The sequence below is a fragment of the Streptococcus sp. KHUD_010 genome, assembly GCF_040207525.1.
GTDB lineage: Bacteria > Bacillota > Bacilli > Lactobacillales > Streptococcaceae > Streptococcus > Streptococcus hominis.
In genome coordinates, this window is the sequence record NZ_CP157941.1 from 1,293,106 (window position 1) to 1,317,865 (window position 24,760).

General features: G+C 38.2%; 21 protein-coding genes. 2 read left to right on the plus strand and 19 right to left on the minus strand.

What is annotated here, in order from left to right; genetic code table 11:
* The 12 genes from pepF to ABKA15_RS06400 all read right to left on the minus strand — a co-directional run bounded on the left by pepF (window position 1) and on the right by ABKA15_RS06400 (window position 14,104).
* Window positions 1-1,803, minus strand: coding sequence for an oligoendopeptidase F (gene pepF / locus ABKA15_RS06345; RefSeq protein ID WP_049513727.1), 1,803 nt, complete (start codon window positions 1,801-1,803; stop codon window positions 1-3).
* On the minus strand, window positions 1,755-2,786 hold the full coding sequence (locus ABKA15_RS06350) for a competence protein CoiA family protein (RefSeq protein ID WP_049513729.1): 1,032 nt from the start codon (window positions 2,784-2,786) through the stop codon (window positions 1,755-1,757). Before ABKA15_RS06350 ends, pepF begins: the two co-directional genes overlap by 49 nt.
* A 321-nt stretch (window positions 2,787-3,107) precedes the next feature.
* On the minus strand, window positions 3,108-4,451 hold the full coding sequence (gene celB, locus ABKA15_RS06355; RefSeq protein ID WP_049513730.1) for a PTS cellobiose transporter subunit IIC: 1,344 nt from the start codon (window positions 4,449-4,451) through the stop codon (window positions 3,108-3,110).
* 39 nt (window positions 4,452-4,490) lie between these two features.
* Window positions 4,491-4,997 carry a hypothetical protein gene (locus tag ABKA15_RS06360; RefSeq protein ID WP_049513731.1) on the minus strand — a complete coding sequence of 169 codons (507 nt, stop codon included), beginning with the start codon at window positions 4,995-4,997 and terminating at the stop codon, window positions 4,491-4,493.
* 23 nt (window positions 4,998-5,020) lie between these two features.
* On the minus strand, window positions 5,021-5,338 hold the full coding sequence (locus ABKA15_RS06365) for a PTS cellobiose transporter subunit IIA (protein ID WP_049513733.1): 318 nt from the start codon (window positions 5,336-5,338) through the stop codon (window positions 5,021-5,023).
* A gap of 12 nt (window positions 5,339-5,350) precedes the next feature.
* A complete protein-coding gene (locus ABKA15_RS06370; RefSeq protein WP_350015323.1) occupies window positions 5,351-7,342 on the minus strand; it encodes a PRD domain-containing protein in 1,992 nt (663 codons plus the stop codon).
* 60 nt (window positions 7,343-7,402) lie between these two features.
* The gene (locus ABKA15_RS06375) at window positions 7,403-7,717 is read right to left on the minus strand and encodes a PTS cellobiose transporter subunit IIB (RefSeq protein ID WP_049513735.1); all 315 of its coding nucleotides are present in this window, start codon (window positions 7,715-7,717) and stop codon (window positions 7,403-7,405) included.
* Window positions 7,718-7,832: 115 nt separating this feature from the next.
* The gene (locus ABKA15_RS06380) at window positions 7,833-8,072 is read right to left on the minus strand and encodes a SemiSWEET transporter (RefSeq protein ID WP_049513736.1); all 240 of its coding nucleotides are present in this window, start codon (window positions 8,070-8,072) and stop codon (window positions 7,833-7,835) included.
* A gap of 320 nt (window positions 8,073-8,392) precedes the next feature.
* Window positions 8,393-9,829 carry a 6-phospho-beta-glucosidase gene (locus ABKA15_RS06385; RefSeq protein ID WP_186832709.1) on the minus strand — a complete coding sequence of 479 codons (1,437 nt, stop codon included), beginning with the start codon at window positions 9,827-9,829 and terminating at the stop codon, window positions 8,393-8,395.
* Between the two features lie 831 nt (window positions 9,830-10,660).
* Window positions 10,661-11,830, minus strand: coding sequence for an MFS transporter (locus ABKA15_RS06390; RefSeq protein WP_049513738.1), 1,170 nt, complete (start codon window positions 11,828-11,830; stop codon window positions 10,661-10,663).
* 76 nt (window positions 11,831-11,906) lie between these two features.
* A complete protein-coding gene (locus ABKA15_RS06395; protein ID WP_049513739.1) occupies window positions 11,907-13,280 on the minus strand; it encodes a DUF1958 domain-containing protein in 1,374 nt (457 codons plus the stop codon).
* Window positions 13,281-13,396: 116 nt separating this feature from the next.
* Entirely contained in the window at window positions 13,397-14,104 is a 708-nt protein-coding gene (locus tag ABKA15_RS06400) for a glucosamine-6-phosphate deaminase (protein WP_049513740.1), read from the minus strand.
* A 306-nt stretch (window positions 14,105-14,410) separates the two neighbouring features.
* Here ABKA15_RS06400 and queA point away from each other — a divergent pair, with 306 nt between their 5' ends.
* Window positions 14,411-15,439, plus strand: coding sequence for a tRNA preQ1(34) S-adenosylmethionine ribosyltransferase-isomerase QueA (queA, locus tag ABKA15_RS06405; RefSeq protein WP_049513741.1), 1,029 nt, complete (start codon window positions 14,411-14,413; stop codon window positions 15,437-15,439).
* 10 nt (window positions 15,440-15,449) lie between these two features.
* Window positions 15,450-15,923, plus strand: coding sequence for an arginine repressor (locus ABKA15_RS06410; protein ID WP_049513742.1), 474 nt, complete (start codon window positions 15,450-15,452; stop codon window positions 15,921-15,923).
* A gap of 142 nt (window positions 15,924-16,065) precedes the next feature.
* On the opposite strand, the gene ABKA15_RS06415 is transcribed toward ABKA15_RS06410, so the two are convergent.
* The 7 genes from ABKA15_RS06415 to ABKA15_RS06445 all read right to left on the minus strand — a co-directional run bounded on the left by ABKA15_RS06415 (window position 16,066) and on the right by ABKA15_RS06445 (window position 24,726).
* Complete coding sequence (locus ABKA15_RS06415; protein ID WP_049513743.1) at window positions 16,066-17,400, minus strand: dipeptidase; 1,335 nt, start codon at window positions 17,398-17,400, stop codon at window positions 16,066-16,068.
* A gap of 24 nt (window positions 17,401-17,424) precedes the next feature.
* Window positions 17,425-18,927, minus strand: coding sequence for a YfcC family protein (locus ABKA15_RS06420; RefSeq protein ID WP_049508616.1), 1,503 nt, complete (start codon window positions 18,925-18,927; stop codon window positions 17,425-17,427).
* Between the two features lie 237 nt (window positions 18,928-19,164).
* Window positions 19,165-20,112, minus strand: a complete 948-nt coding sequence (gene arcC / locus ABKA15_RS06425; RefSeq protein WP_003025409.1) for a carbamate kinase — start codon at window positions 20,110-20,112, stop codon at window positions 19,165-19,167.
* Between the two features lie 153 nt (window positions 20,113-20,265).
* Window positions 20,266-21,282, minus strand: coding sequence for an ornithine carbamoyltransferase (gene argF / locus ABKA15_RS06430; protein ID WP_049513744.1), 1,017 nt, complete (start codon window positions 21,280-21,282; stop codon window positions 20,266-20,268).
* 23 nt (window positions 21,283-21,305) lie between these two features.
* Window positions 21,306-22,535 (minus strand): arginine deiminase, encoded by a 1,230-nt coding sequence (gene arcA, locus ABKA15_RS06435; RefSeq protein WP_049513745.1) that lies wholly within the window; start codon window positions 22,533-22,535, stop codon window positions 21,306-21,308.
* Window positions 22,536-22,844: 309 nt separating this feature from the next.
* Entirely contained in the window at window positions 22,845-23,531 is a 687-nt protein-coding gene (locus tag ABKA15_RS06440) for a Crp/Fnr family transcriptional regulator (protein WP_049513746.1), read from the minus strand.
* Between the two features lie 136 nt (window positions 23,532-23,667).
* Window positions 23,668-24,726: a serine hydrolase gene (locus ABKA15_RS06445; protein WP_080984160.1), complete on the minus strand. Its 1,059-nt coding sequence runs from the start codon at window positions 24,724-24,726 to the stop codon at window positions 23,668-23,670.
* Window positions 24,727-24,760 lie beyond the last annotated feature (34 nt).

Sequence of the window (24,760 nt, forward strand, 5' to 3'; positions counted from 1 at the left end):
TTATGCCAATCCTAACTTTTCTACGAGTGCTTCAAATTCATCAAGACGACGCTCAAAGACTGCAAAGGCAGCATTGAGATAGTCTTCTTTTTCCATATCTACACCAGCTTTTTTAATGACATTTAGCGGATAATCAGAATTTCCTGCTTTCAAGTAGTTGAGATACTTCTCTTTATCTTCTTGCGTTCCGTTAACAATCTTATCAGCTAAGGCAGAAGCAGCTGAGAAACCGGTTGAGTATTGGAAAACATAGTAATCATAGTAGAAATGTGGAATCCGTGCCCATTCGTATTGAATTTGTGGGTTGTCCTCTTTCGTTAAACCATAATATTTTTCATTCAAATCTGCGTACAAATCATTCAAAAATTCACTCGTCAAGACTTGACCTTCTTGGTCAGCTTTGTGAATGGCATGTTCAAACTCGGCAAATTGAGTTTGGCGGAAAACAGTTCCACGGAAACCGTCCAAAAAATGATTCAGAATCGCAAAACGAGTATGGTCATCATCTACTTCTTCCAATAATTTCTCCGTAAGGATATTTTCATTGGTCGTAGAAGCAATCTCAGCTAAGAAAATAGAATAATCTCCGTAAACGTACGGCTGATTTTCACGAGTATAGCTGGAATGCATGCTGTGACCTGTTTCATGAACCAACGTGAAAAGATTGTCCAACGTATCTTGCCAGTTGAGTAACATAAAAGCATTGGTATCGTAAGAACCACCAGAATAAGCCCCAGAGCGCTTGCCTTGGTTTTCATAAACATCAATCCAACGATCTGAAAAGGCTTCTTTTACTCGACCTAGATAATCTTCTCCAAGGATAGCTAAGACTTCTTCTGCTTTCGTCAAGGCTTCCTCATAAGTAAATTTATAATCTGCTTCTGATAATGGTGTGTAGAGGTCGTACATTTTCAAATCAGAAAGACCTAAAATCTTTGCACGTAGCGCAATATAGCGATGTAAGAGTGGCAAATGTTTGTTGACCGCAGACACTAAGCTATCATAAACACTTTCTGGAATAAAGTTAGCAGACAAGGCAGCTTCACGCGCAGAAGAAAAATCACGAACTTTGGCATTGTAATTATGAACTTTAACATTCGTTTGGAGTGTCTTAGCATAAGTGTGTTGGTATTGCTCATAGACGCTGTAAAGCGCTTCATAAGCTTCCTTGCGGACTGTACGATTTTTCGACTCCACTAAACTAATGTAATTTCCGTGCGTCAATTGCACTTCATTTCCTTCTTCGTCGTGCACGGTTGGAAAGACAATATCAGCATTGTCTAAGATTCCAAAAGTATCACCCGCAGCACTAAAAATTTCACCAGCTCCTGCTAACAATTCTTCCTCACGTTGAGAAAGAATGTGAGTTTTCTTTTGCAGCAGCTTATCAAAGAAGTGTTGATAGATTTTCAATTCGGGCTTTTCAGCTAAGAAAGTCTGATATTGCTCGTCTGTGATTGCCATAAATTCTGGTTCATAGAAAGCAAAAGTTTGTCCGAACTCGCTATAAATGGCCATTCCTTTGGCTTGGTATTCTTGATATTTTGCCACGCGCGTATCTTGGTCATTTTTCATGTGAGCATAGGAATAGAGCTTTTCTATGCGACGCATTAAGTCCAATTGGATTTCTGTTGTTTTTAAAAGGCTATCAGCCGAATCCAAAAGATGACCTGCTAAGCTGCTGGCTTCTTTTAATTCTTTTGAAACTTGACTTAACTCTGCCTCAAAAGCTTCATCTGTTGGGAAAATCGTTGTTAGGTCCCAAGTGTATTTTTCTTCAATTTCATTTCTTTGTTTTGCCATAAAATTTCCTCCGTCCTTCCTATTCTATCATAAATATTGCCAAAAATCTTTGCATAAAAAGCTGGAGGATAGAGAATTTGGAGATTTTTATTTTTTTCTTTTTCATAATAAGCTGAAAATTGCTGGTAATAAGGTGTGAGATCTTGAAAAATCTGGCAGAAAGAGCTGGAACGAACAGGTTGAACCTGCGGATAAAAGTCATTAGCTGTTTTGGTTAATAAATTATCACCCGCTTGATACAATTTTGCTTGCCATTTCATCCATTTGGGCTGCTGATAGTAGAGCTGCTGACGCACATAACGGCAAATGTTTTTATCTTCTTTTGCCAGAAAACTCGTCATCTCCTGCTTGCAGAATGGCTGACGAAAGATGTCTAAAAGATTTCCTTTGCCAAAAGTAAAAATTTTTTCCTTATACTGAGCCTTGCCATGCAAATCTTCATGAATCAAGTATTTAAGCCTCAAAAGCTGTTTTTGTTCGTCCAATTCCCACAGATGAAAGCCCATATTTTTACTGAAATAGAGAAAATCCTTTTGTAAATTGGTCAAGGAATCTTTCAGCCAAAGTTTCTTTCCCAAGAGCCAAAGAACGCGATAACCATGCTGACGATAATTGTCCGTGCGCTCTTTTAAACGCTTTTGACTAAGCGAGCTACACTGAACTTCAAGTGCAATTTGTTTCTCAACTAACAGATCTGCGATTTGCTGCAATTCTGGTAAATAAGCTTCTACTTGAATCGCATGATTGGATTTTCTAGCCCAAGTAAACAAAGCAGCTTTCAAATTTAAGTGTTCTGCGCTTTCATTTTCCGTATAAAAATGACATTCTTTTAAAGAAATATGAGCAAAATGAGGTCGCATCACCTTGCCATTCTTAAATCGCACCGCTTCCTTACAAGCCGGGCAGAGAAACCTATCCAATGGATTTACCGTATCTTCCACAGCATTTAGCATTTTTCCGTTTTCCTGACAAGCCATTAACATAGATTATTTTCCCCTTTTACTTAAATTATTCGTAAAAAAAGAGTGAGACAGAACTCATCTTAAAAATTTTAAGTTCTATCTCACCCCCGCAAGGTTGCTCAACAGTCTAGGAGACTGTTGAGGTGGTGGATAAAGAAAAAAAGTTTTCGTCAAAAGTGCTCTTTCGAGCTTAAAAAGCAAAAACGTTAAGACTTGCCTTACAAGCCCTAGCTAGCAACTACTTTGAGTAAGCAACTACTGTGTCCTTGGTTTATTGCACTATATAAATTGAAGCTGGAGACTTTCGTTCCAGCTTCAAATTTTTTATAAGGGGAAACAAAATTATTGAATCGCTTCAGCACTATTCATTTCTTCTTTGTACAACTTAGTATCATACATCTTAATAAATGGATACCAAATGACAAAGGCAGCCAGAGCACAGATAAGTGCAACTACAAAGGCACCAATATTACCACCTGAACCAACGTAAGCTCCAATACCAATAGGTGTTGGCCATGGTGTTTGGGCAATCGCTTTACCAGCTAGTCCAAGTTGAACAGACCAGTAACCAATGGAAGCAGAGACGATTGGAGCCAAAATAAACGGAATGGTTAACATTGGATTATACACAATTGGTAGACCAAAGATAAAGGGTTCGTTGATGTTGAAAATAGCTGGCCCCATTGAAGCTTTGCCCAACATGCGCAGCTGATCTGATTTTGCACGGAAAGCGATGTAGAAGCAAAGCAGTAAAGTCGCACCGGAACCACCGATTGTAACATAAGAGTTCGTAAATTCACCTGCATAGGCAATGAATTTGCCGTCAACGTTTTGTGCCATATTAGCAAGCAAGATTGGATTAACCAGTCCCATAACGATATTCGCACCATGAATACCGACAATCCAAAGAGCATGAACCAATAAGTAAATCACAACGATACCTAGCCATGTGTTAGTGATATGACTAACAAAGGCAAACGGAATTGCAATAACTTTATAAATATCCGTACCAAATAGGATAAAGATACCGTTAATAACAAGTACTGCAAATGCAATGACAAATCCTGGAATGAGAGCTGTAAATGAACGAGCAACTCCTTCTGGAACAGCTTCGGGCATCTTGATGACCCAATTCTTCTTCACACAAAGGCGATATAGTTGTACAGCGAGAATGGACATCAGAATCGCAGTAAACATACCTGATGTAGACAGACGTGTCAAACTATCTCCGCCAACAGTCCAGCCACCAATCGTTGTTTTTCCTGTCACGGCTGAAATCATTCCTTTTGAATAAGTCAATTCAGGAATGGTCAAAAAGTAAGCAAATACCGCTAACAGACCACCATTGAGTGGATTGAGATTGAGCCCTTCTTCTTCGACATAAATTTTTGTGTATTCATACCCAATAACAATGGCAAAGTAGAGAGACAAAATCCCCATTGTACACTTATAAGCTAGCAAGTAGAGAGCTTGAATCTTATCAAATGAATTTGCCCACAAATCAACAATAAATTGAAGATTAAAGGCCTGCGGTATAACACTAAGAACCAAGAAGGCAGACCCTACGATTGTAAAGGGAATGCTGGCCATCCCGGCAGCAACAATAGCACGAACAGGACGCCAAGTAGAGACTTTCCCCATTGGTCCCATGAGGTACTTTTCTAGAAATTCAAACAATTTATTCATAATATATCCTCCTATGATGTTTGAAATATAATTTATAAACTAACGTTGAACAGTGGCAATATATTCTTGAATGCGTTTATATTGCTTATCTGTATGGTGATGAATCCGACTTAATTTTCTTAACATGAGAATGGCTAAAAATAGCCCCAATGAAAGTACAACCGTTAAAACGGTTACAGTGGTTGTACTAATCGAAAAAAATGGAAAGAGAAAATGATACTGTCCCGCAAAAACAAGCAGCAGTAGCACAACATTTGCTAAAATAGAAACATTGTAAAAGAATCGCGTTAATATCGCTTCTTTTTGATGAACGGTGTACATTCGTGTTTGTTCCCACATTGCTAACGCTGCAAGAATCGTTAGCAATAAAGGCAATAGCAAAAGTAAGCCAGCATTAGAAAGATACAACATGAGCATCCAATACAGATTGGCAAAGAAGAAAAATGCTGTCGCATAGCGGACTGAAAAGTAACGCGTATAGTACATATTTTTAATTGCTGCTTCTTTTCGTCTAGCTTCCAATTCTTGTTTTTCTTTTTCAGTCATATCTACTCCTCCCACCTCTTCTTTTACTTTTCAACCTTCCGATAAAGGCTGAGCATTTCAAGTGCCACTTCACGCAAGGTCATGGTTGTCATCAAGTGATCCTGAGCATGCACCATAATGATTTCAATTTTGATTTCTGTTCCACTTGCGTATTCTTGTAGCAAATTTGTTTGTGCATGGTGAGCTTCCAATAGCTCTGCATTGGCAGCTTCTAACTTTTCAGCCGCTTCATCATAGTGTTCTTCTCGCATATCGGCGAAAGCTTCGTGAACCGTTGTCCTTGCTGAACCACTGTGCAAGATAATTTCAAAAGCGGCCACCTGTAATTCTTCCTGATTCATAGACAATCTCCTTTACTTTATTTTTAAAAATAACTGTTTAAACTCTGCAAATGACTGACAATCCAAGATCTGTTTTTGCAAGTCAGGCTGCTCTAACAAATCCACAATCTTAGATGTCAACGTCGCCATTCCTTCATTCCCATAGATAGCTGGCGATGGAAGAAAGATAAGCCGAATATGAGGATTTTCTTCGTTCCACTGAAGACCGTTTTTTACAATAGCGACACCAATTTTATGATGTTTAGCAATCGGTTTAATCGGATGCGGCACCGCGATTTGCTCTGAGAAAATAACCGAACTCATTTTTTCACGCTGCTCCATTAAATCCTGCATACAAGAAACAAAATCCTGCTCTTCACCTTGTTCCATTTGGATCAGTAACTCTTGTAAGATGACCTCTTTTGTCGCATCTTGAGTAAGAACAAAACAAGCGGAGGAGAAATAGTCATCAAAGATTTTTTCTTCATTTTGATCCACCATTACTGCTGTTTCTGGTATCAAAGAACTTTCTACAGGTTTCAGCTGAGCCATTTTATGTTTTATCTCTTTTAGCTCTTCTGAATTTAAAAAGATGCTGACGGTAAAAACAGGAACACTGAAGACCAGATTGGATAAATCAATATATGAAATGATAAAATCAATATTTTTCAGACGTTCATTACTCAACTCATAATAGCCAATCACATCCACAATGTGGACTAAGTTACCCAGCTCATTCTCAATGCGATTTTTCAGCATTTGCGCTGATCCGTAGCCCGTTGCACAAATCACCAAGATATTAAATTTTTGCTTTTCCTTTAACCGCTCCAAGGCAGCCATGAAATGCAGGGCGATGTAGGAAACTTCATCATCAGACAAGTTTTCCTTAGAAAAAATCGGCATGGCCTGCAAGAGCTCTCTTGTCATCGCTAAAACAGATGAATACTGCTGCTGAATGTCCTTTAAAAGAGGATTTTCCAGCACCACATGATTTTGCAAACGTACAAGCAAGGTAACTAAATGCGTGACAACTCCCTCAACTAACTGGAAGTCATGTTGAAATTGATAATCCTTGACATACTCGACCTGCTCTAATGCTTTTAGTAACTGCCTGCGGATTTCTTGGTTTATATCCTTCTTTGCATATTGATTATCTTGGCAAGAAGCTTTAGAAATCAAGTGCAAGGTGATATAGTCTACTTCCTCCTTTGGAAATTCCAGCCCTGTTGCTAGATACACTCTATGTGAAATTTTCTCCGCAATTTTTCGCTCTGCCAGATAATTTTCTTGATTCCAATTTTCAATTTGATTGATTTGAAAACCTTCCGCAATTCGTTTAAAAGAAAGAGCGATGTGAATCACCAAGTTTTGAATGACAAAATCTGATAACTTTAAGTATCCTTCGCGACATTCATCTAGCACAATAATCGTCAATTCTTCTAAACTGATTTGCCGACCAGGAACTTCAATCGTGATGTAATTATGCAAACTTTGAAAGAAATTATCACGGAAAAAATAATCCATGATAAATCGACGCTTGTTGCGCTCACTTCCCTTTACATAAACACCTCGATTGGCTTTACTTTCGATTTGTAAGTCATACTTTGCCAAGTCTTTTCTGATTTTCTTAAAATCCGCTGACAAGGTTGACCGACTGACAAATAATTCTTCTGCCAGGTTGTCAAAATAAAGCTTCTCTTGCTCAAAAAGCAATTTGTTTAAAATGTAATTGTAACGATCTTCTATATTTTCAGTCTTAGCAGCATTTACCTCGGTCAATAGTTCAGCCTGTATAAAATCTTGACAAAGGGCTTTATCTTGCAGTTCTAATTTATAGCCATAACCTTGCTTGGCAATAATTTTCCAGCCTGTTTCATGAGGATTCCAGTCCATCAAGGATTTCAGATAAGTTCTTATCGTACGATCAGAGCAAGACAGCTGACTGGCTAACTCCTTACTCGTCATATAGTGATTTTTGTTCTCCAATAAGGATTGCAGAATCAATTTTTCTTTCTGATGTAGCAATACAGTTCTCCTTCCACATCTGTCTGTAAGAACTATTTTATCCTTTTTTGCGCTGAAACTTTAAATCTTTTCCAAGATAAGATTTGCCATTTTTTCAATTCCCATTGGAATTGGAATATAAGCTTGCGGCGGAATTTGTACAATAGGCTTTCCAACCTTTGCACCTGCTTCTTCAAATTGTTTAAAATACATCTTTGTTTGCGGGCTGATGAGATAGAGGTCATATTCGGCAGCAGCAATCGCTTTGCCGCCTTCTGTCGCACTAACAGCATCTACTTCAATATCATGACCCTTACCCTTTAAAAATTCCGTTGTTTTCTTTGCCATCAAAGAAGATGACATACCTGCTGCACAAATAATCAATGCTTTAGCCATAAGATTTTCTCCTTATAAATAAAATTTATTTTATAAACTCATTATAGATGAAAACGATTACAATATCCATCTCATTTTTTTCCGTAGTGAAACGGAAAAATTTCCCTTGTGCTTTTTACTTGTATTTCAGTTTATAGTAGAGAATAGTCCCTGATAAGATCAAGGAAACACCATTTGCCATAATCAAAGGCAGATCGTCAATCACCAGACCATGGAACAGCCACAAAGCAATACCAACAACTTGCATCAGATACATGCAAAGCGCAATAGACTCTGTGCCTTTGGTTTTGATGACTTTAATGACCTGCGGTAAAAAGGCAAAAGTAGTTAATATCGCTGCTATACTTCCAATCATATATGTTCCCCTTTCATAAAAACGAGGATAGGAAAATCTAACCTCGCTCTTTTATTATCTACGCAGTCTAAAAAAGATTTGTCAGCCCCGGAAATTTGGATAAAACCAGAACATCTTTCTTTTCCAAACCGTAAGCAGACATTATCAACTCTTGAATCTTCACATCATTGATGTCACTGTCTACGACAAAACCGTCTGCATTTTTCAACTTAATGGTTAAATGCTAGGTAATAGCTGGATTGCTAGCCAAATCTGGCACAGCGACTCCTTTAGAAAATTTGATGACATAGGTTATTCTTTTACTCATGATAATCTCCGATTTAGTCTACTGCTGCTCCATTTGAAGCTATCACTTCCTTATACCAAGCAAAAGATTTCTTAGGCGAACGCTCATAGGTTCCATTTCCCTCATCGTCCTTGTCTACATAGATGAAACCGTAACGTTTGCGCATTTCACCGGTACCTGCAGACACCAAGTCGATACAGCCCCAAGGTGTATAACCCATGAGGTCAACCCCGTCTTCTACCACAGCCTTTTTCATTTCCCGTATATGGGCGCCCAAATAGTCAATCCGGTAATCATCATGCACCATACCGTCCGCTTCCACTTTGTCAATGGCACCAAAACCATTTTCTACGATAAAGAGCGGTAGGTGATAATGATCGGTGAACCAGTTGAGAGCATAGCGCAGACCTTCTGGGTCAATCTGCCAGTCCCATTCTGAAGCCTGAACATAAGTATTCTTAACCAGGTCCTCGGTTTCCACATAGTCAAAGTAGGGATTGTTTTCCCGGTGGGAATCAATGGCAAAGGACATATAGTAGCTAAAGCCGATGTAATCAACCGTTCCAGCCAGCAAATCTTCCTGATCCTGCTCGGTAAAATCAACCTTTATACCTTTTCTTTCCCAATATTTAAGAATATGTTCCGGATAGAGACCGAAAACATGGACATCTGCAAAATAATAACGCTTTTGCATGGCTTTCATAGCCATGAGGACATCCTTAGGATTGCAAGTAGCTGGATAAATCGGACACATGGCAATCATACAGCCAATTTGGAAGTCGGGATTGATTTCATGACCGATTTTAACTGCTCGTGCAGAAGCCACCAATTCGTAGTGAGCTGCCTGATACATGATGGCCTCCCGGTCATCTCCTTCTTTGTAGAAAATCCCGGAATTGGTGAAAGGAGCAAAATCTTCTTGGTAGTTGGCTTGATTGTTGATTTCATTGAAGGTCATCCAGTATTTGACCTTGTCCTTATAGCGCTTGAAGACGACTTCTGCAAAGCGGACGAAGAAATCAATAACCTTGCGGTTCTTCCAACCACCATACTCGGTTACCAAATGATAAGGCATTTCAAAGTGAGATAGAGTAATGACCGGTTCAATCCCATATTTGAGGCATTCATCAAAAAGATCATCGTAGAACTGCAGACCGGCTTCGTTGGGCTCTCCTTCGTCTCCCTTAGGAAAAATCCGCGTCCAAGCGATAGAAGTTCGGAAGCACTTGAAGCCCATTTCCGCAAACAGAGCAATGTCCCCCTTATAACGATGATAAAAATCAATTGCTTCATGATTTGGGTAATATTTGCCCGGCAACACTCCTGCCGTAATTTCACGCGGAACCCCGTGGCGAGCTGCTGTCATCACATCAGCCACACTAATGCCCTTGCCACCTTCTTGCCAACCACCTTCCAGTTGATGAGCTGCAACTGCTCCGCCCCAGAGAAATCCGTCTTTAAATGTTGACATGTCTAAAATCCTCCTAATTTTGATATTTTTATTATACTCCTAAAAAAACGCTTTTAAAATTCATATTTTTGCCACAGCAATGCGGAAAAATGATAGAAATAAATTCAAAGTTTGTGAAAGCGCCTGCTTTTCTACTCATTTATTTCTATAATGAAGAAAAAGAATATAAAATCTACATCATGTTTCTCTATCCAAGAAAGGGCGTCTCATTCAGCTATGATTACAAATTTCTTCAATGTTTACAAAAAATCTTTGAGTTATATACCTATTATTGCTATAACTTGTTCGATAATAGCCTTTTTAGTATACTTTTTGCCCATTGATTCACGCCCGCTTTCTCTCTTCCTCTTTACTTTTCCTTTTAGCTTACCTCTTTTCTTTCAGAAAAAGAAAGTTTCTACTTTTATCTTTGCTGGTTTTATAGACGGTGTTTTAAAAACAGGACTTTTTCTACTTGGTATCAAGCCTTTTAATATTGCACTTTCGTTTTTAGTCATTTATGGATGTATCAGCCTGATTGCCTGTGTGTGCCTCTTTCTATTTAGGAAAAAAACAAACGAGTAAAATAAAAAGAGTGAAACAGAACTAAAATTTGAAAATTTTTAATTCTGTTTCACCCGTAAAGTTACTTAATAATCTCTCAGACTGTCAAAGTGGGGAATGACGCAAACGACGTTTTTGTCAAAAGTGCTTTTCAAGCTTAAAAAGCAAACAACGTTAAGACTTGCTTCACAAGTCCTATCTGACAACTACTACTGTATCATTGCTTTATTATACAATATGCCATGAAGCTGGAGGCTTTCGTCCCAGCTTTTTTACACGTCTCCTGCTTTAGCCAAATAAGTTTTGATTCTTTCGCTCTGGAATTTTTAAAAACGCCACAAGAATAATAACAGCAATCATTACACCAGCTAAGAAAAAGCTCATCATTTCATAGCCAGACTGGTCTATCAAATCGCCTGCAATATTCTGAATCAGAATGGTTCCCAAATTTCGCGCTGTTTGAACAAGTGCAATGGCTGTCACCAGATATTTCTCATCTACTAAGTTAGCAACAATCTTCAGGGTCACCATAATCAGCAACATGCCTGTGGCGTGCTTGGACATCAAAGTCAAGAGAATCTTGGAGGTAAGCCCCAAATCCAACCCATAAATTACATACTGTAAAAGCAAAATTCCCAAAGGAATGTAGAGCAATTTTTTAATTGGAATCTTATCCATAAAAAGATAAGAAAAGAAAATTAAGGGCGACTCACAAATCACAGAAATAGCTACCACAGTTGTTGCCATATTGACACTTAAACCGCTGTGCTCTAACATAGAAGGAATATAAGTATGCCCTGTATTTCCCACTCCAGAATAGAGCGCTACAATAACGAGGTAAAACAAATATGTTTTATTTTTAAAAATCTGTCCAATATAGGAATCATTTTTCGTTTGTTTAGTCTTTTTGCGAGGTTGATCGTGTTTCGGATCAATCCCTAGCACTCCAAGAATGCTCACACACATCATGCCGATAAACACAATGAAAATTGCTTGAGGAGAGATGAATTTATAAATCAAGCCTGCCAATTGCGAACCCATTGCATAACCAAAAGTGCCCCAGATACGGATTTTCCCATAAGTATAAGGACTTTGAGCCGCCAGCACATCCATAACAGGGTTGACACCATTTACCAACATTAAAACAGCACTATACCAAATCGTCAGCAGTAAAAGATTATTGGCTTGCATAAAAAAGATTGCCCCCACAATAATCAGAAGGAAACTATAAATGGTTACTCTTTTAATGCCAATCATATCATTTAAAACACCCATAATAGGCTGCACAATCATAGAAGAAAAGAACGAAGCAGAAACAACAAATGAAACTTGACTAGCTGAGTACCCCTTATCCAACATATAAACAGAAATTAAAGTTGAAAACAATGAGTACGATAAAAAATAAAAATTATACATTAAAAAATAAGCGAAATAGCTATTCTGAAATTTCTTAAACATGATTTTCCTTCTCCCTAAAAAGGTGACAAAGCCCGATTGGATAAATCAATCGAGCTTTCTATTCTGCAATGAGTGATTAACGTTTCTGACGACGAGATAGCTGTGTATCGTTAGTTGTACGCTGTTTTCTTCTTTGCTTACGTTTCGTTGCTTCAAAAACGACAATGAGCAAAAGAATGAGCAACGGAACTGCGACCAGAATGTGATAATCTAAGAAGAGTTGCTTCAAACTTTTTCCGCTAGATTTTGCTGTTGTAGTTTTTACAGTTGATTTAGCTGTACTGTTTTTAGTTGTTCTTCCTTTTTCTGTAACATGTTCTCCGTTCGAAATGAGCGAAGAAAGTTGTTCCAAACCATTCTCGTTTTTCAATACTCCATTTTCCACAACCGTTTTTGCTGCAGTTCCTTTTTTCACTGTGGCATATAAATCTTTTGATAATTTATAGGTCTTTCCATTGATTTTTCGCTTACCAGCATTAAAAACTTTTTTATATTCATAATCAGCATAGGCTTTTTCGATCAAAGCATTCCCAAATGGGTGACGATAATATTCTCCATCTTGATCAGCCCAATTTCCAACTCCCATGACAACACTAATCAAACGCTGATTACCTCGTTTAATCGTTGCGATGTAATTAAAGGCTCCTCGTGGACTTGACCCTGTCTTTAAACCTTCGACGCCTTCAATGCCATATTTGGCACCGGGAAGTGAGTAATTATAGGTTTCAAAGGTTTCTTCATACGGCGTTCCCTTTTTCACCGTTACGACTGGTTTATTGGTGTAATTTAAAATATTTGGATAATTCTTGACGAAATGGTATCCTAAAATGGCTAAATCGCGCGCTGTTGTCTGATTGGCTGCGTTGTTATCATACCGTTGTGGAGTATACAAGCCTTTGAAAGAAACAGCTGCAGCTCCGCTAGCATTGAACCATTTTGTATTGGTCATACCCAATTCTTTTGCCTTGGCATTCATCATATCCAAAAATGTATCTGGATCATTATTAGATAAATAATTGGCTAACATGACAGTTGTCGCATTTGAAGATGGAACAGCTGTCATCGTAATCAATTCAGAAACAGTATAATCTACTCCTGCCACAATTTTATTGTTGGAAATTTCGTAAATTTTGGCAATTGCTTCATCACGTGGTGTTGCTTTGATAATTGTATTTTCATTTAATTTTCCTTGCTGAATCGCTTCAAATACCAAATACAATGTCATCAATTTGCTCATACTAGCAGGATCACGAACTTCATCAATATTGTCTTGCCAAAGGATATTTCCCGTATTAGCATCTACAATCAAGGACGATTTAGGTCGATTGATTGGATTGATCTTCTCGTTTGGATACATTTTTTGTGCCATATCAACTAACTCGTCCGCATGAATAGAAGTTACTCCCCAACACAATGCCAAAAAACAAACAATAGCTAACAGCTTTTTCACTAGAATCCTCCTAAGTTTTCACTCGGTTTCTAGTATAACATACTTTTTTTATTAAGATAACAAACTTTTTCAAAATACCAAAAAACCTACCTAAAAATTAGATAGGAAATAGATTCTTATTTTTTCAATAGACTTAAGGCTTCCTTATCTGCAATAATCACAACATCTTCATGTTTTTGAAGGGCGCTGCCTGGCAATTCCTCTGTAATCGATCCTTCTACTGTTCCTGCAATCGCTTTTGCTTTTGAGGCACCATAAGCAAATAAAATAATGGACTTTGCATTGAGAATATTTTGAATGCCCATTGAGTAAGCTTGAGTTGGCACATCTTCTATCCTGTCAAAGAAACGAGCATTGGCTTCAATGGTTGATTGCTCCAAATCCACTACATGAACCGTACTGTCAAAACTAGTTCCCGGCTCATTAAAACCAATATGACCATTTGTGCCAATTCCTAAAATTTGCAAATCAACAGGATGCTCTGCCAGAACGTGATTGTAGCGTTTGATTTCCGCTTCCGCATTTTCTGCAACACCATTTGGCAAGAAGCTTTCCTTAAATGGCTTTTTATCAAACAAATGCTCCTGCATGAAATAGCGATATGACTGAGGATTTTCTCCACTTAGCCCGATGTACTCGTCCAAATTCACACTTGTTAAATCTGTCAAGTCAAGATCACTTTCAACAATTTGCTCGTAAAAACTCAAAGGACTGCTACCTGTCGCTAAGCCTAACGTTTTAGCTCCTTTCGCTAATTTTTCTTTTAATAATTCAAAAGCTACTCTACCACCGTCTACTTGATTTTCCACTTGAATAATTCTCATCGCTAAGCTCCTTTTCCTTATTTAATTACATTATATGGTATAGACCAATTTTTGTCAAGAGAATTTATTCCTTTTTAAAGAATACGAGCTTGTTTGCAAGAAAAATCGTGTTATAATAGAAGAATGTTAGTCTATTTATTCTGTTTATTTTTGTTAGGAGTTGCTTTTGTCATAACTGCACTCCTTCTCAAAACCAAGCGACTGTGGCATTATACCTTACTGATTTTAGGTATTTTACTCATGTGCCTGCCACTTGTTGCTTCTTGTTATTCGTTATGGATTTTATTTACAGCCTAAGGAGAATATATGAATACTGCTGATTTTGACTTTCATTTACCAGAAGAGTTAATCGCACAAACACCTTTAAAAAAGCGAGATGCTTCCCGCCTTTTAGTAGTCAATCACGAAACTGGTCAAATGGAAGATACTCACTTTGATGCCATTATCGACCAATTAAATCCCGGAGACGCTTTGGTTATGAATGATACGCGCGTCTTACCAGCACGCCTTCATGGTGAAAAACCTGAAACAGGCGGACATGTTGAATTACTACTGTTGAAAAACATCGCAGGGGATGATTGGGAAGTGCTAGCGAAGCCAGCCAAACGTTTAAAAGTCGGAGCTGCTATTTCTTTTGGCGATGGACGATTGAATGCAACCGTCTTAGAAGAATTAGAGCACGGCGGACGAATTGTACGTTTCCATTACCAAGGCATTTTCTTAGAAGTGCTTGAAAGTCTGGGCGAAATGCCATTACCGCCTTATATTCATGAAAAGCTAAAAGACCGTGAGCGCTATCAGACTGTTTATGCTAAAGAAAATGGCTCAGCTGCTGCTCCTACTGCCGGGCTTCATTTTACCAAAGAGCTGCTAGCTCAGATTGAAGCCAAAGGTGTGAAATTAGTCTATCTGACGCTTCATGTCGGGCTAGGAACCTTTCGTCCTGTCTCTGTAGATAATATAGACGAACACGAAATGCACTCAGAATTCTATACATTGTCTGAAGAGGCAGCTAACACGCTTCGACAAGTCAAAGCTAGTGGACATCGTGTCATTGCAGTTGGAACAACTTCTATCCGTACACTGGAGACAATCGGTTCAAAATTTAATGGGAAAATCAAAGCTGACTCCGGCTGGACCAATATCTTTATCAAACCAGGTTATGATTGGAAAGTGGTGGACGCCTTTTCTACCAATTTCCACTTACCTAAGTCCACTCTTGTCATGCTCGTCTCAGCATTTGCGGGCAGAAAATTAGTGCTCTCTGCTTATCAGCATGCCATTGATGAAAAATATCGCTTTTTCAGTTTTGGCGATGCCATGTTTATAAAATAATAGGTGAAATATGAATAAAATTGAAAGTCGTCATCGACTCATTCGCTCGCTTGTCCTAGAGAAAAAAATTCACACACAACAAGAATTACAAGATTTGCTTTCAGCAAATGGCGTTACAGTGACGCAATCCACACTTTCTCGAGACATTAAAGCTTTGAACTTAGTAAAAGTACACGAGGCAGATATTTCTTATTACATTATCAATAGCATGGCACCTTCACGCTGGGAAAAACGGCTGCGCCTCTATATGGAAGATGCCTTGATTATGCTGCGTCCTGTTCAAAACCAAGTCGTCATGAAAACACTCCCTGGTTTGGCACAATCATTCGGCTCTATCTTAGATGCTTTAGAATTTTCCGAAATTGTTGCGACAGTCTGCGGTGATGATGTCTGCTTGATTATCTGCGAGGACAATCAAAAAGCGCAAGATTGTTTTAACAAATTAAAACAGTTTGCACCTCCATTCTTTTTTAGTAAAAATTAAAAAGCTATGGCTGGATTTTTATCCAGTCGTAGCTTTATTTTAGTTAGTAATACCGTATTGTCTTAATGATTGACTGCTAGCAGGGCGAAAAATAAATTCTTGTACAATTTACAAGTTCATTCTCACTTCTACTTTCTTCTAACTATTCTACAGCTAAGCGATAAATCGTTTCAGCATAGATATCCATTGCTTTATACAAATCCTCAATCACAGTTCGTTCATTAGCTTGATGTTCTGTTTGCAAAGCACCAGGGAAAAGTGCGCCAAAGGCCACGCAATTTGGCATGGTGCGAGCAAATGTAGCACCACCAGAGGACACAGCAGGATTGTCATCATTGGTTTTTTCTTTATAGACAGCCATTAACGTACTGACCAATTCACTATCAAGCGGCACATATAATGGTGCAAGATAGTCAAACTCTTCATAATGCAATTGATATTTTTCAGCAATTTGGCTTAATTCTTGTACTAATTTATTTTTGTCTGCAAGAACTGGAATCCGCATGTCAATCCGAATTTCAGACTTGTCTGGATTTATGGTTAATCCAGAGATATTGAAGGACAAGGTTCCTGAAGGCTCATCTGAAATTTCACCAAACAAGCGGCTGCCTGTGGCATCTTCCCCAACTACTTCAGCGATAAATTGAATGGCAGAGTGTTGAACAAGCGGATTTAGTCCTGTAGTCAAACGTACAATGGCGTTCACTCCTTCAGCCGCATCTTTTGAATGCTTAGGAACACCGATGACAGTGACTGTATCGCCTGACCGTTCATATTCAAATGTAGCTTTTTTTAACTCTGCTTCTAACGAATCTGCTAAATTTCCCGTATAGCTTGCTTTTGCAGGTACAACATTAAAGGCTTCTCCTGCCTCGATAGCAAGCGCTTGTGAACCAGGACCATGCAATTTAATTTGCAGCAATCCTTTTTCGGCATAGGTTAATGGAAAAGATGAGTCAGGCGCAAAACCAAGTGTTGCTGTTTCTTCTAGCTCATTGTAACGAGCCATACAGCGCCACAGTGTTTCTTCGTCTGTACCATAGATAAAACGAATCCGCTTGTTAAATGTCACACCCGCATCCATCAGTGCTTTAACAGCATAAAGTGCAGCTAGAGACGGACCTTTATCGTCCTGAACCCCACGCCCATGTATCCAACCATCTTTTATCGTCGCTTCAAATGGAGGAGTTTCCCAATCAGACAAATCTCCCGCAGGAACAACGTCTAAATGGCAGAGAACGGCCAGGAGTTCTTCTCCTTGACCGATTTCTGCATATCCATAATAGCCTTGAGGATCAATGTAAGTTTTAAAACCTAAACTCCTAGTGATCTCTAGCATTTTTTCTAAGACGTTTTGAATAGATTGTCCGAAAGGTGTTCCGCTTTCTCCTTCATTAAGAACTGATGGGTAGGAAACGATTGTTTTCAGCGATTCTAAATAATCAGACTTAATTTCTTCGGTTAAAAATTGTTTCATAAAGAACACCTCGTTATTTTCCTATTATAAGAACGTTCCTAAAATAAGAAGTAGAATACTTACTACAAAGATTCCTGCAACCAATTTTGCAACGAATTTCCACCAAGTACCCAAATCAATACGTCCAAGAGCAAGTGCTCCCATAACGATACCAGATGTTGGAGTAACAAGGTTCAAAAGACCAGAAGCAGATTGGTAAGCAGTGATAATCAAGCTTGCTGGAACGTTGACGAATTTTCCAAGAGGTGCCATGATACCCATTGTTGCACTGGCAAGACCAGATGTTGATGGGATAAGGAATGACATTGGCAGATAGAAAATATAAGTCAATACGATAAATACTTGAGATGATAGACCCTTGAGTCCTACTTCACCCCAGTGAAGGATTGTAGCCGTAATCATACCATCGTTCATGATGACTTGAATACCACGAGCAACAGCTACGATAAGTGCAACACCAAGCAAATCAGCTGCACCATTGATAAATACAGTGATGAAGCGATCTTCTTTCATGCGGTAAACAAAACCAATGATAATACCCATAACTGCAAAAAGCATTGCTCCTTCTGGGAAGTACCAAGTACCTAATGCAGAAGTTGATGTACCCACAATTTTACCAATTACAGGAATGCCAACCAACCATTTGTTGAAGTTTTCAAAGACATTTACGTTCAAATCCGTCCACGGAATGAAACTCATAATCATAAGAACAAAGGTCAAGACAAAGAGTACCAACACTTGTTTTTGTTTCTTGCTAAGAGTAGATTCTACATTAGCAACTGCATCTACATTAAAGTGTTTCAAATCTTCTTCTCGATGGCTATAAACCAAAGATTTTGTCGGATCTTTTTGAATCTTATCCGCATAACGATAAACGAAATACGTACCAAGTGCTGTCATCACAACAAAGAAGATTAACCGAAGAACGATACCGTCACCAGTACCCACACCTGCTGTCGCAGAAGCTATACCTGTAGCAAATGGGTTTAGAGTAGAAGCCAAACATCCAATTTGAGAACCAAGAAGGATAATAGCTACCGCAGTCAAACTATCAAATCCTACTGCCATCATAACTGGCACAAGAAGTGGATAGAAAGCCATAGTTTCTTCGCCCATACCATAAGTTGAGCCACCAAGAGCAAACAAAGGCATTAAAACGACAATCAACATCTTTTCGCGGCCTTTGTACTTTTTGACAATAGAAGCAATCCCTACATCCAAAGCACCTGTTTCATTGACAACACCAAGGAAACCACCAACCATCAAGATAAAGAAGGCAACATCAATCGCTGCTTTAGTAGGTTCTTTACCAAGCATAGCACGAATCGGAGCCATTAAGACATCCCAAATCCCTTGTGGATTTTGAGCAACGGTCTTGTAAGTTCCTGTAATTAGATTACCAGACTTATCAGCATCATATTGACCAGCTGGAATAATCCAGGTCAATACTGCCATAATAGCAATGATAATCATCAAAACGGTATAAGATGACGGCATCTTAAACCCTTTTTTTGTTTTTTCACTCATTTGTTTTCCTCCTAAATGTAACAAATTGTAAAAATTTAACCGAATCCCATTTTCAGAAAGCGCTTCCTTTGACTATATTTTAACATATTCATCTGGAAAAAACTAGTCATTTTCAAAACAATTATCATTTCACAACAGTAAAATAGATCAAAAGAAAGCAAATCTAAAAATAGGAAACACCAACATTGTTTTAAAAAGTTTTATTACAGTCTTAAACCTATAAATGATAACACTCTGTTATCCCTTTTCAATAATCGTTCCGCTTTCAGACTCAATTAAAGCACCTAAGTTTTCAAGAGAAGTAATGACAGCTTCGCCTTCTGGTCGATCATTTACAAAGGCAATAGCTGCTTGCACTTTAGGCAACATACTTCCTGGTGCAAACTGTTCTTGCTTGATGTATTCTTCTAATTGAGCTACATTGACACGCTCTAACTTGGCTTGATCTGGTTTATTGTAGTTGACATAGACATAATCTACACCGGTCAAAACGATGAAGAGATCTGCTTCGACCAATTCCGCCAAACATTGTGAAGCAAAGTCTTTGTCAATTACTGCTTCTACGCCTGCAAGATGACCATTGTCTTCCTTGATGACGGGAATACCGCCACCACCAGCAGCCACAACAACGTGTCCTGCATTGATGAGTGTACGAATGGTTTCAATTTCTTTGATTCCAACTGGTTTTGGTGACGCAACTACTTTTCTCCAGCCACGTCCAGCATCCTCTTTGAAAGTAGCTCCGCTCTTTTCAGCTTCTGCTTTTGCTTCTTCTTCTGTGTAGAATGGTCCGATTGGTTTGCTCAAATTTGTGAAAGCTGGGTCATTTTTGTCAACCACGACTTGTGTCACAACAGAAGCCACTTCTTTTTCAATACCTTCTTCACGTAAAGCATTTTGAAGAGCATTTTGCAACCAGTAGCCGATACTTCCTTCTGTCATTGCAACAAGCGAATCTAACGGAAATGCTGGATTTTTTTCAGAATCTGCTGCTAAATGTTGCAACAAAAGATTTCCAACTTGCGGTCCATTTCCGTGAGTGATAATCAAGTCATCACCATTTTTAATCAATTTTACAAGATGACTTGCTGTTTCTGCTAATGCTTCTTGTTGTGCTTTTGCTGACGGATCAGATGAAAGGATGGCATTCCCTCCCAAAGCCACAACGATTTTACGATTTGCCATAAATAATGAGCCTCCTTAGAGTTATTCTTGTATTATGTTTCTATTTTAGTATTTAGTAATAACAATAGAAACGAGCACTATCAAAAATGAGGACTGGACTAAAGCTATTAGTCGCAGCCCTCATAGCTGTTGGTAAACGGTTTTGGTTTTAAATTATACTTTTGGAATATAAAGGTTACCAAGAGTTGCTGCCATAACTGCTTTAATAGTATGCATACGGTTTTCAGCTTGGTCAAATTGGCGAGCGTATTTGCTGCGGAATACTTCGTCAGTTACTTCCATTTCTTTCACGCCGAATTTTTCAGCAACGTCTTTACCATAGACAGTATTTGTATCATGGAAAGCTGGTAAGCAGTGTAAGAAGATCAAATCTTCATTGTCAGCTTTCTTAACCAAGTCCATATTTACTTGGTAAGGTTTCAAAAGGGCTACACGTTCTGCGAATTTGTCTTCTTCACCCATAGATACCCAAACGTCTGTGTAAAGGACATCTGCACCTTTAACAGCTTCATCTGCATTGTCAGTAATTAAGACATGTGCGCCACTTTCTTTCGCATATCCTTCTGCCAATTTCACGACATCTTCAGCTGGGAAGAGTTCTTTTGGAGAGAAGATGTGCACATTCACACCTAGGATAGCACCTGTTACAAGAAGGCTGTTTGCAACGTTATTGCGTCCGTCACCACAGTAGACAAGAGTCAAGCCTTCCAAACGACCAAAGTTTTCTTGAACTGTCAAATAGTCAGCTAACATTTGAGTTGGATGCCATTCGTCTGTCAAACCATTCCATACAGGAACACCTGAGAATTCTGCTAATTCTTCTACCATGCGTTGGCTGAATCCGCGGAATTCAATTCCATCAAACATACGTCCCAATACTTTAGCAGTATCTTCAGTAGATTCTTTCTTGCCAAGTTGGATGTCGTTAGCTCCTAGGTATTCTGGATGAGCACCAAGGTCAATCGCTGCTGTTGTGAAAGCTGCACGAGTACGAGTTGAAGTTTTTTCAAACAAGAGAGCAATATTTTTACCTGCTAGATAGTGATGTTCAATATTGCGCTTTTTCAAATCTTTCAAATGAGCTGCTAAACCGATAAGATATTCTAATTCTGCACGTGTAAAATCTTTTTCTGCCAAGAAGCTACGTCCTTGGAACACTGAGTTTGTCATTCTATTATTTCCTCTTTCTAATCTTAAAGTTCTTCACGTTCAAATGGCATTGACATACAACGAGGTCCACCACGACCGCGAACCAATTCACTTCCGCGAATCTTAATCAAACGAAGTCCATATTCTTCAAGAATCTTATTTGTAACAACGTTACGGTCATATACCACTACCACGCCTGGTGCAATTGTAAGGGTATTTGAACCGTCGTTCCATTGTTCACGAGCAGCAGCAACAGTATTTCCACCACCGCAACGAATCAAATGAACTTTATCAATACCAAGATTCTTAGCAAGCAATTCTGCTAAATCACCTTTTTCTTCTGCAATATGAAGTTTTTCATTTTCATAAGTAACAGAGTAAACGCGAAGGTCGCCTTCAATTTCTGGGTGAATCGTGAACTTGTCATAGTCAACCATTGTGAAGACTGTATCTAAGTGCATGAATTTACGATTATTAGCGAATTCAAATGCAATCACTTTCTTGAAGCCAACATTCTTCTTGAAGATGTTAACCAAAAGTTTTTCAATAGATGCTGCGTCTGTACGTTGTGAAATACCTACTGCAAGGACATCTTTAGAAAGAACGAGTTCATCTCCACCTTCGATACGAGTTGTTTCTTCACGGTTATAAACCAAGTCAACATTGCCACCATATACTGGGTGGTATTTGAAAATGTATTTACCATAAAGTGTTTCACGATTACGTGTATCTGAGTACATGTGGTTCAATGACACCGCATTACCAATTGTAGCAAATGGGTCACGTGTGAAGTAAAGGTTTGGCATTGGGTCAATCGCAAATGGATAGTCGGATTCTACCAAGTCTGTCAAGCCTTTAGCTTCTTCAGGAATTTCTGGCAATTCTGCTTTTTGGAAACCTGCCATTGTCTTTTCAACCAATTCAAGGTTGTCTTCTATACCATGAAGAATGTCGCGAATAGCAACTTTTGTTTGTGCCCCGCGAATATTTGCTTCGTCAAGATATTCTTTAATAAATTCGTTACGAATTTCTGGAGAAGTCAATGATTCAGCGGCCAACTTTTCAAGATAAAGAACTTCAATACCTTCTTTACGAAGAGCATCTGCAAAAGCATCATGTTCTTTTTGAGCGTCTTCCAAAAATGGAATATCGTCAAAAAGCAGACGTTCCAAGTGGTCTGGCATCAAGTTTTCCAACTCTTTACCAGGACGATGCAGCATAACTTTTTTCAGTTTTCCTATTTCTGAGAAAACATGAATAGGATGTGTAGACATCTTATGTCCTCCTCTTTTTCTTTGTGACTTAAGTTTCCTTAAGCTCTATTTACATGTTATATTGTAATATCTTTTGTTTGCGCTTTCACAATCAATTGTACATTCAAAACACCAAATCCTTTGCTTTTTTTAAAATAAATTCAGATATTTTCCCAAAATAAAACGCTTACTATAAATATTCTATTCATTTTATTGGTTTTATGAATAATTATTTTTTAGAAATAAATCAAATTCTTAAGCTCATATTTTTCTAAATGAAAAAGAGGACAAGAAATTGCGTTTTCTACTACAATTTCGCCCTCTTTTGCATTACATATCTTCAAAATATTTTAAAAAGTATTCTTTATCCAAAAAGACTAGTTTCTTTCGTTTATATTGAATAATGTTTTCTTCTGTTAATTTTTTCAACACTTGATTAACTGTTTCACGAGTAGTTGCACCTAGTTTAGCTAGTTCTTTCATACTAAGTGCAAAAGGAATATCATCTCTATCTTGGCAAAAATCAATACACAAGATAGAAATCGCTTGGATAACTCGCTCTGTCGCACTCGCCAAAACAGAATTTCGCAAGCGTAATTCATGGAAACGCAAAATATTCGATAACTTATGTGTAATGAATAACGTTTGCTTTATAGTTTGCTTAGAATAATATTCATACAAGTCAACAGGAATCGAAAAGTATTCTAAATCCGTCACAGAAATCCCAGAATAATGATAATCTTTATCTTCAAACATACCACCATAAGGAAACATGGTATTTTCTTTCACATAATCAATGTAATTAAATGAATCTGTCTGGTCGTACTGTTCAATCCGAACATAGCCTTTATAAATCAAAAAAAGTCGCTCTCGTTTGTCTCCAGAAAAGAAAATAATTTGTCCTTTTGGTACTTTACGAAATTGAATCTCAACCGCTATTTTATCAAAATATTCAACTGGTAAATTTTCAAAAGCAGGATGTTCCCTAATGTAACGATAATGCTCTTTGTTAATCATGATATCCTTGTGATCCTTTTTTTACATTCTGCTCTTATTATAACACAAAAGGGCTTCAATCTTAAAGAGAGCCCTTACATTTTTCTGAAATTTGTTCTTTTTACAACGTGTCCTTTGCCACATAAATATATGTATCTTAATTCATATTCACTCGATGCCATTCATTGATGACATAGGCCAATTGCCCAACTTGCGTAATACCAACACCGCTGATTTCATCACTCTCTGAAGTCGTTCCTCCCAGTCCTGCTGTATAAAGGGCAATCAAATAAGGCTTTTCCTCACACACAACTGCGTCTACATTTAATGCCTCTGCAACATAACCTGGCTTTTGGTAGATTGGAATGTCTCTTACATATCGTTTATAGTATTCATTTGGAAAAGACTCACCGATATAATACAAAATATCTTTATATTTTTCCTGATGTTTCCAAAGATAATCCAATACCTGAATATAATAACCCGTCGTTGTTTGATTCTGTTGGTTGATTGTCTTAATCTCGCCCCTTCCTTTTCCATAGCGCTGATACATCGTATAGGCTTTATCCAAGCCACCTAAGCGTTCCGCTAAAGCATAAGCAGGTGTATTTTCAGAATAGAGAAGAGAGTATTCCTGCATCTCAGGAATGTTCATTTCCCCATTAAATGCCGCTACGTAATTATTGTGTTCACCGATATATTCATAGCGAGTATGTGTAATATCAAACCGCTCGGTTAGTGATAAATTTCCCTTTTCTACCTCATCAACGACCAACATATTTAATGGCAATTTGTAGGTTGAGCCTGCTGTCATCGGCTGCGTCTCATTCATAGCATAGGTTTGCCCACTCGTTAAATCCTTATAAGAAAATGCAACTTGTGAATGATCAATTCCCATCTCATCTAGATACGCCTGTACGACTTGAACCAAATTTAGATTGGCATAATCATAATACAAACCATAAGCTCCCATTACCGGCAAATCAACTTCCATGACTTTCTGCTTTTCTTCCATACTTTTTGTTGGAACACGAGTAGTTGCTGGTTTCGACTCTTTTGACGGACTTTTTTTCTTTTCTTGACTAACTGTGTAACTTTTAGCTACCTTCGTATGATGTGGCTTTCTAGCTTGCCCAAAGTGCACAGCACTTAACACCAACACACCACATATCATAAAGCAACCAATCAAACAAGGAATTATTGTCTTTTTACTCATGCACCTCTCCTAACTTATATACCTCATTATATAG

Bases quoted from the DNA above. Each gene is read 5' to 3' on its own strand.
- ABKA15_RS06375 (WP_049513735.1), bottom strand. From the start codon at position 7,717: ATGGCTAAAGCATTGATTATTTGTGCAGCAGGTATGTCATCTTCTTTG.
- ABKA15_RS06410 (WP_049513742.1), top strand. From the start codon at position 15,450: ATGAATAAAATTGAAAGTCGTCATCGACTCATTCGCTCGCTTGTCCTA.
- arcC (WP_003025409.1), bottom strand. From the start codon at position 20,112: ATGGCAAATCGTAAAATCGTTGTGGCTTTGGGAGGGAATGCCATCCTT.
- queA (WP_049513741.1), top strand. From the start codon at position 14,411: ATGAATACTGCTGATTTTGACTTTCATTTACCAGAAGAGTTAATCGCA.
- celB (WP_049513730.1), bottom strand. From the start codon at position 4,451: ATGAATAAATTGTTTGAATTTCTAGAAAAGTACCTCATGGGACCAATG.
- ABKA15_RS06390 (WP_049513738.1), bottom strand. From the start codon at position 11,830: ATGTTTAAGAAATTTCAGAATAGCTATTTCGCTTATTTTTTAATGTAT.
- ABKA15_RS06350 (WP_049513729.1), bottom strand. From the start codon at position 2,786: ATGTTAATGGCTTGTCAGGAAAACGGAAAAATGCTAAATGCTGTGGAA.
- argF (WP_049513744.1), bottom strand. From the start codon at position 21,282: ATGACAAACTCAGTGTTCCAAGGACGTAGCTTCTTGGCAGAAAAAGAT.
- ABKA15_RS06445 (WP_080984160.1), bottom strand. From the start codon at position 24,726: ATGAGTAAAAAGACAATAATTCCTTGTTTGATTGGTTGCTTTATGATA.
- ABKA15_RS06380 (WP_049513736.1), bottom strand. From the start codon at position 8,072: ATGATTGGAAGTATAGCAGCGATATTAACTACTTTTGCCTTTTTACCG.
- arcA (WP_049513745.1), bottom strand. From the start codon at position 22,535: ATGTCTACACATCCTATTCATGTTTTCTCAGAAATAGGAAAACTGAAA.
- ABKA15_RS06365 (WP_049513733.1), bottom strand. From the start codon at position 5,338: ATGAATCAGGAAGAATTACAGGTGGCCGCTTTTGAAATTATCTTGCAC.
- ABKA15_RS06440 (WP_049513746.1), bottom strand. From the start codon at position 23,531: ATGATTAACAAAGAGCATTATCGTTACATTAGGGAACATCCTGCTTTT.
- ABKA15_RS06420 (WP_049508616.1), bottom strand. From the start codon at position 18,927: ATGAGTGAAAAAACAAAAAAAGGGTTTAAGATGCCGTCATCTTATACC.
- ABKA15_RS06385 (WP_186832709.1), bottom strand. From the start codon at position 9,829: ATGTCAACATTTAAAGACGGATTTCTCTGGGGCGGAGCAGTTGCAGCT.
- ABKA15_RS06400 (WP_049513740.1), bottom strand. From the start codon at position 14,104: ATGAGAATTATTCAAGTGGAAAATCAAGTAGACGGTGGTAGAGTAGCT.
- ABKA15_RS06360 (WP_049513731.1), bottom strand. From the start codon at position 4,997: ATGACTGAAAAAGAAAAACAAGAATTGGAAGCTAGACGAAAAGAAGCA.
- ABKA15_RS06415 (WP_049513743.1), bottom strand. From the start codon at position 17,400: ATGAAACAATTTTTAACCGAAGAAATTAAGTCTGATTATTTAGAATCG.
- pepF (WP_049513727.1), bottom strand. From the start codon at position 1,803: ATGGCAAAACAAAGAAATGAAATTGAAGAAAAATACACTTGGGACCTA.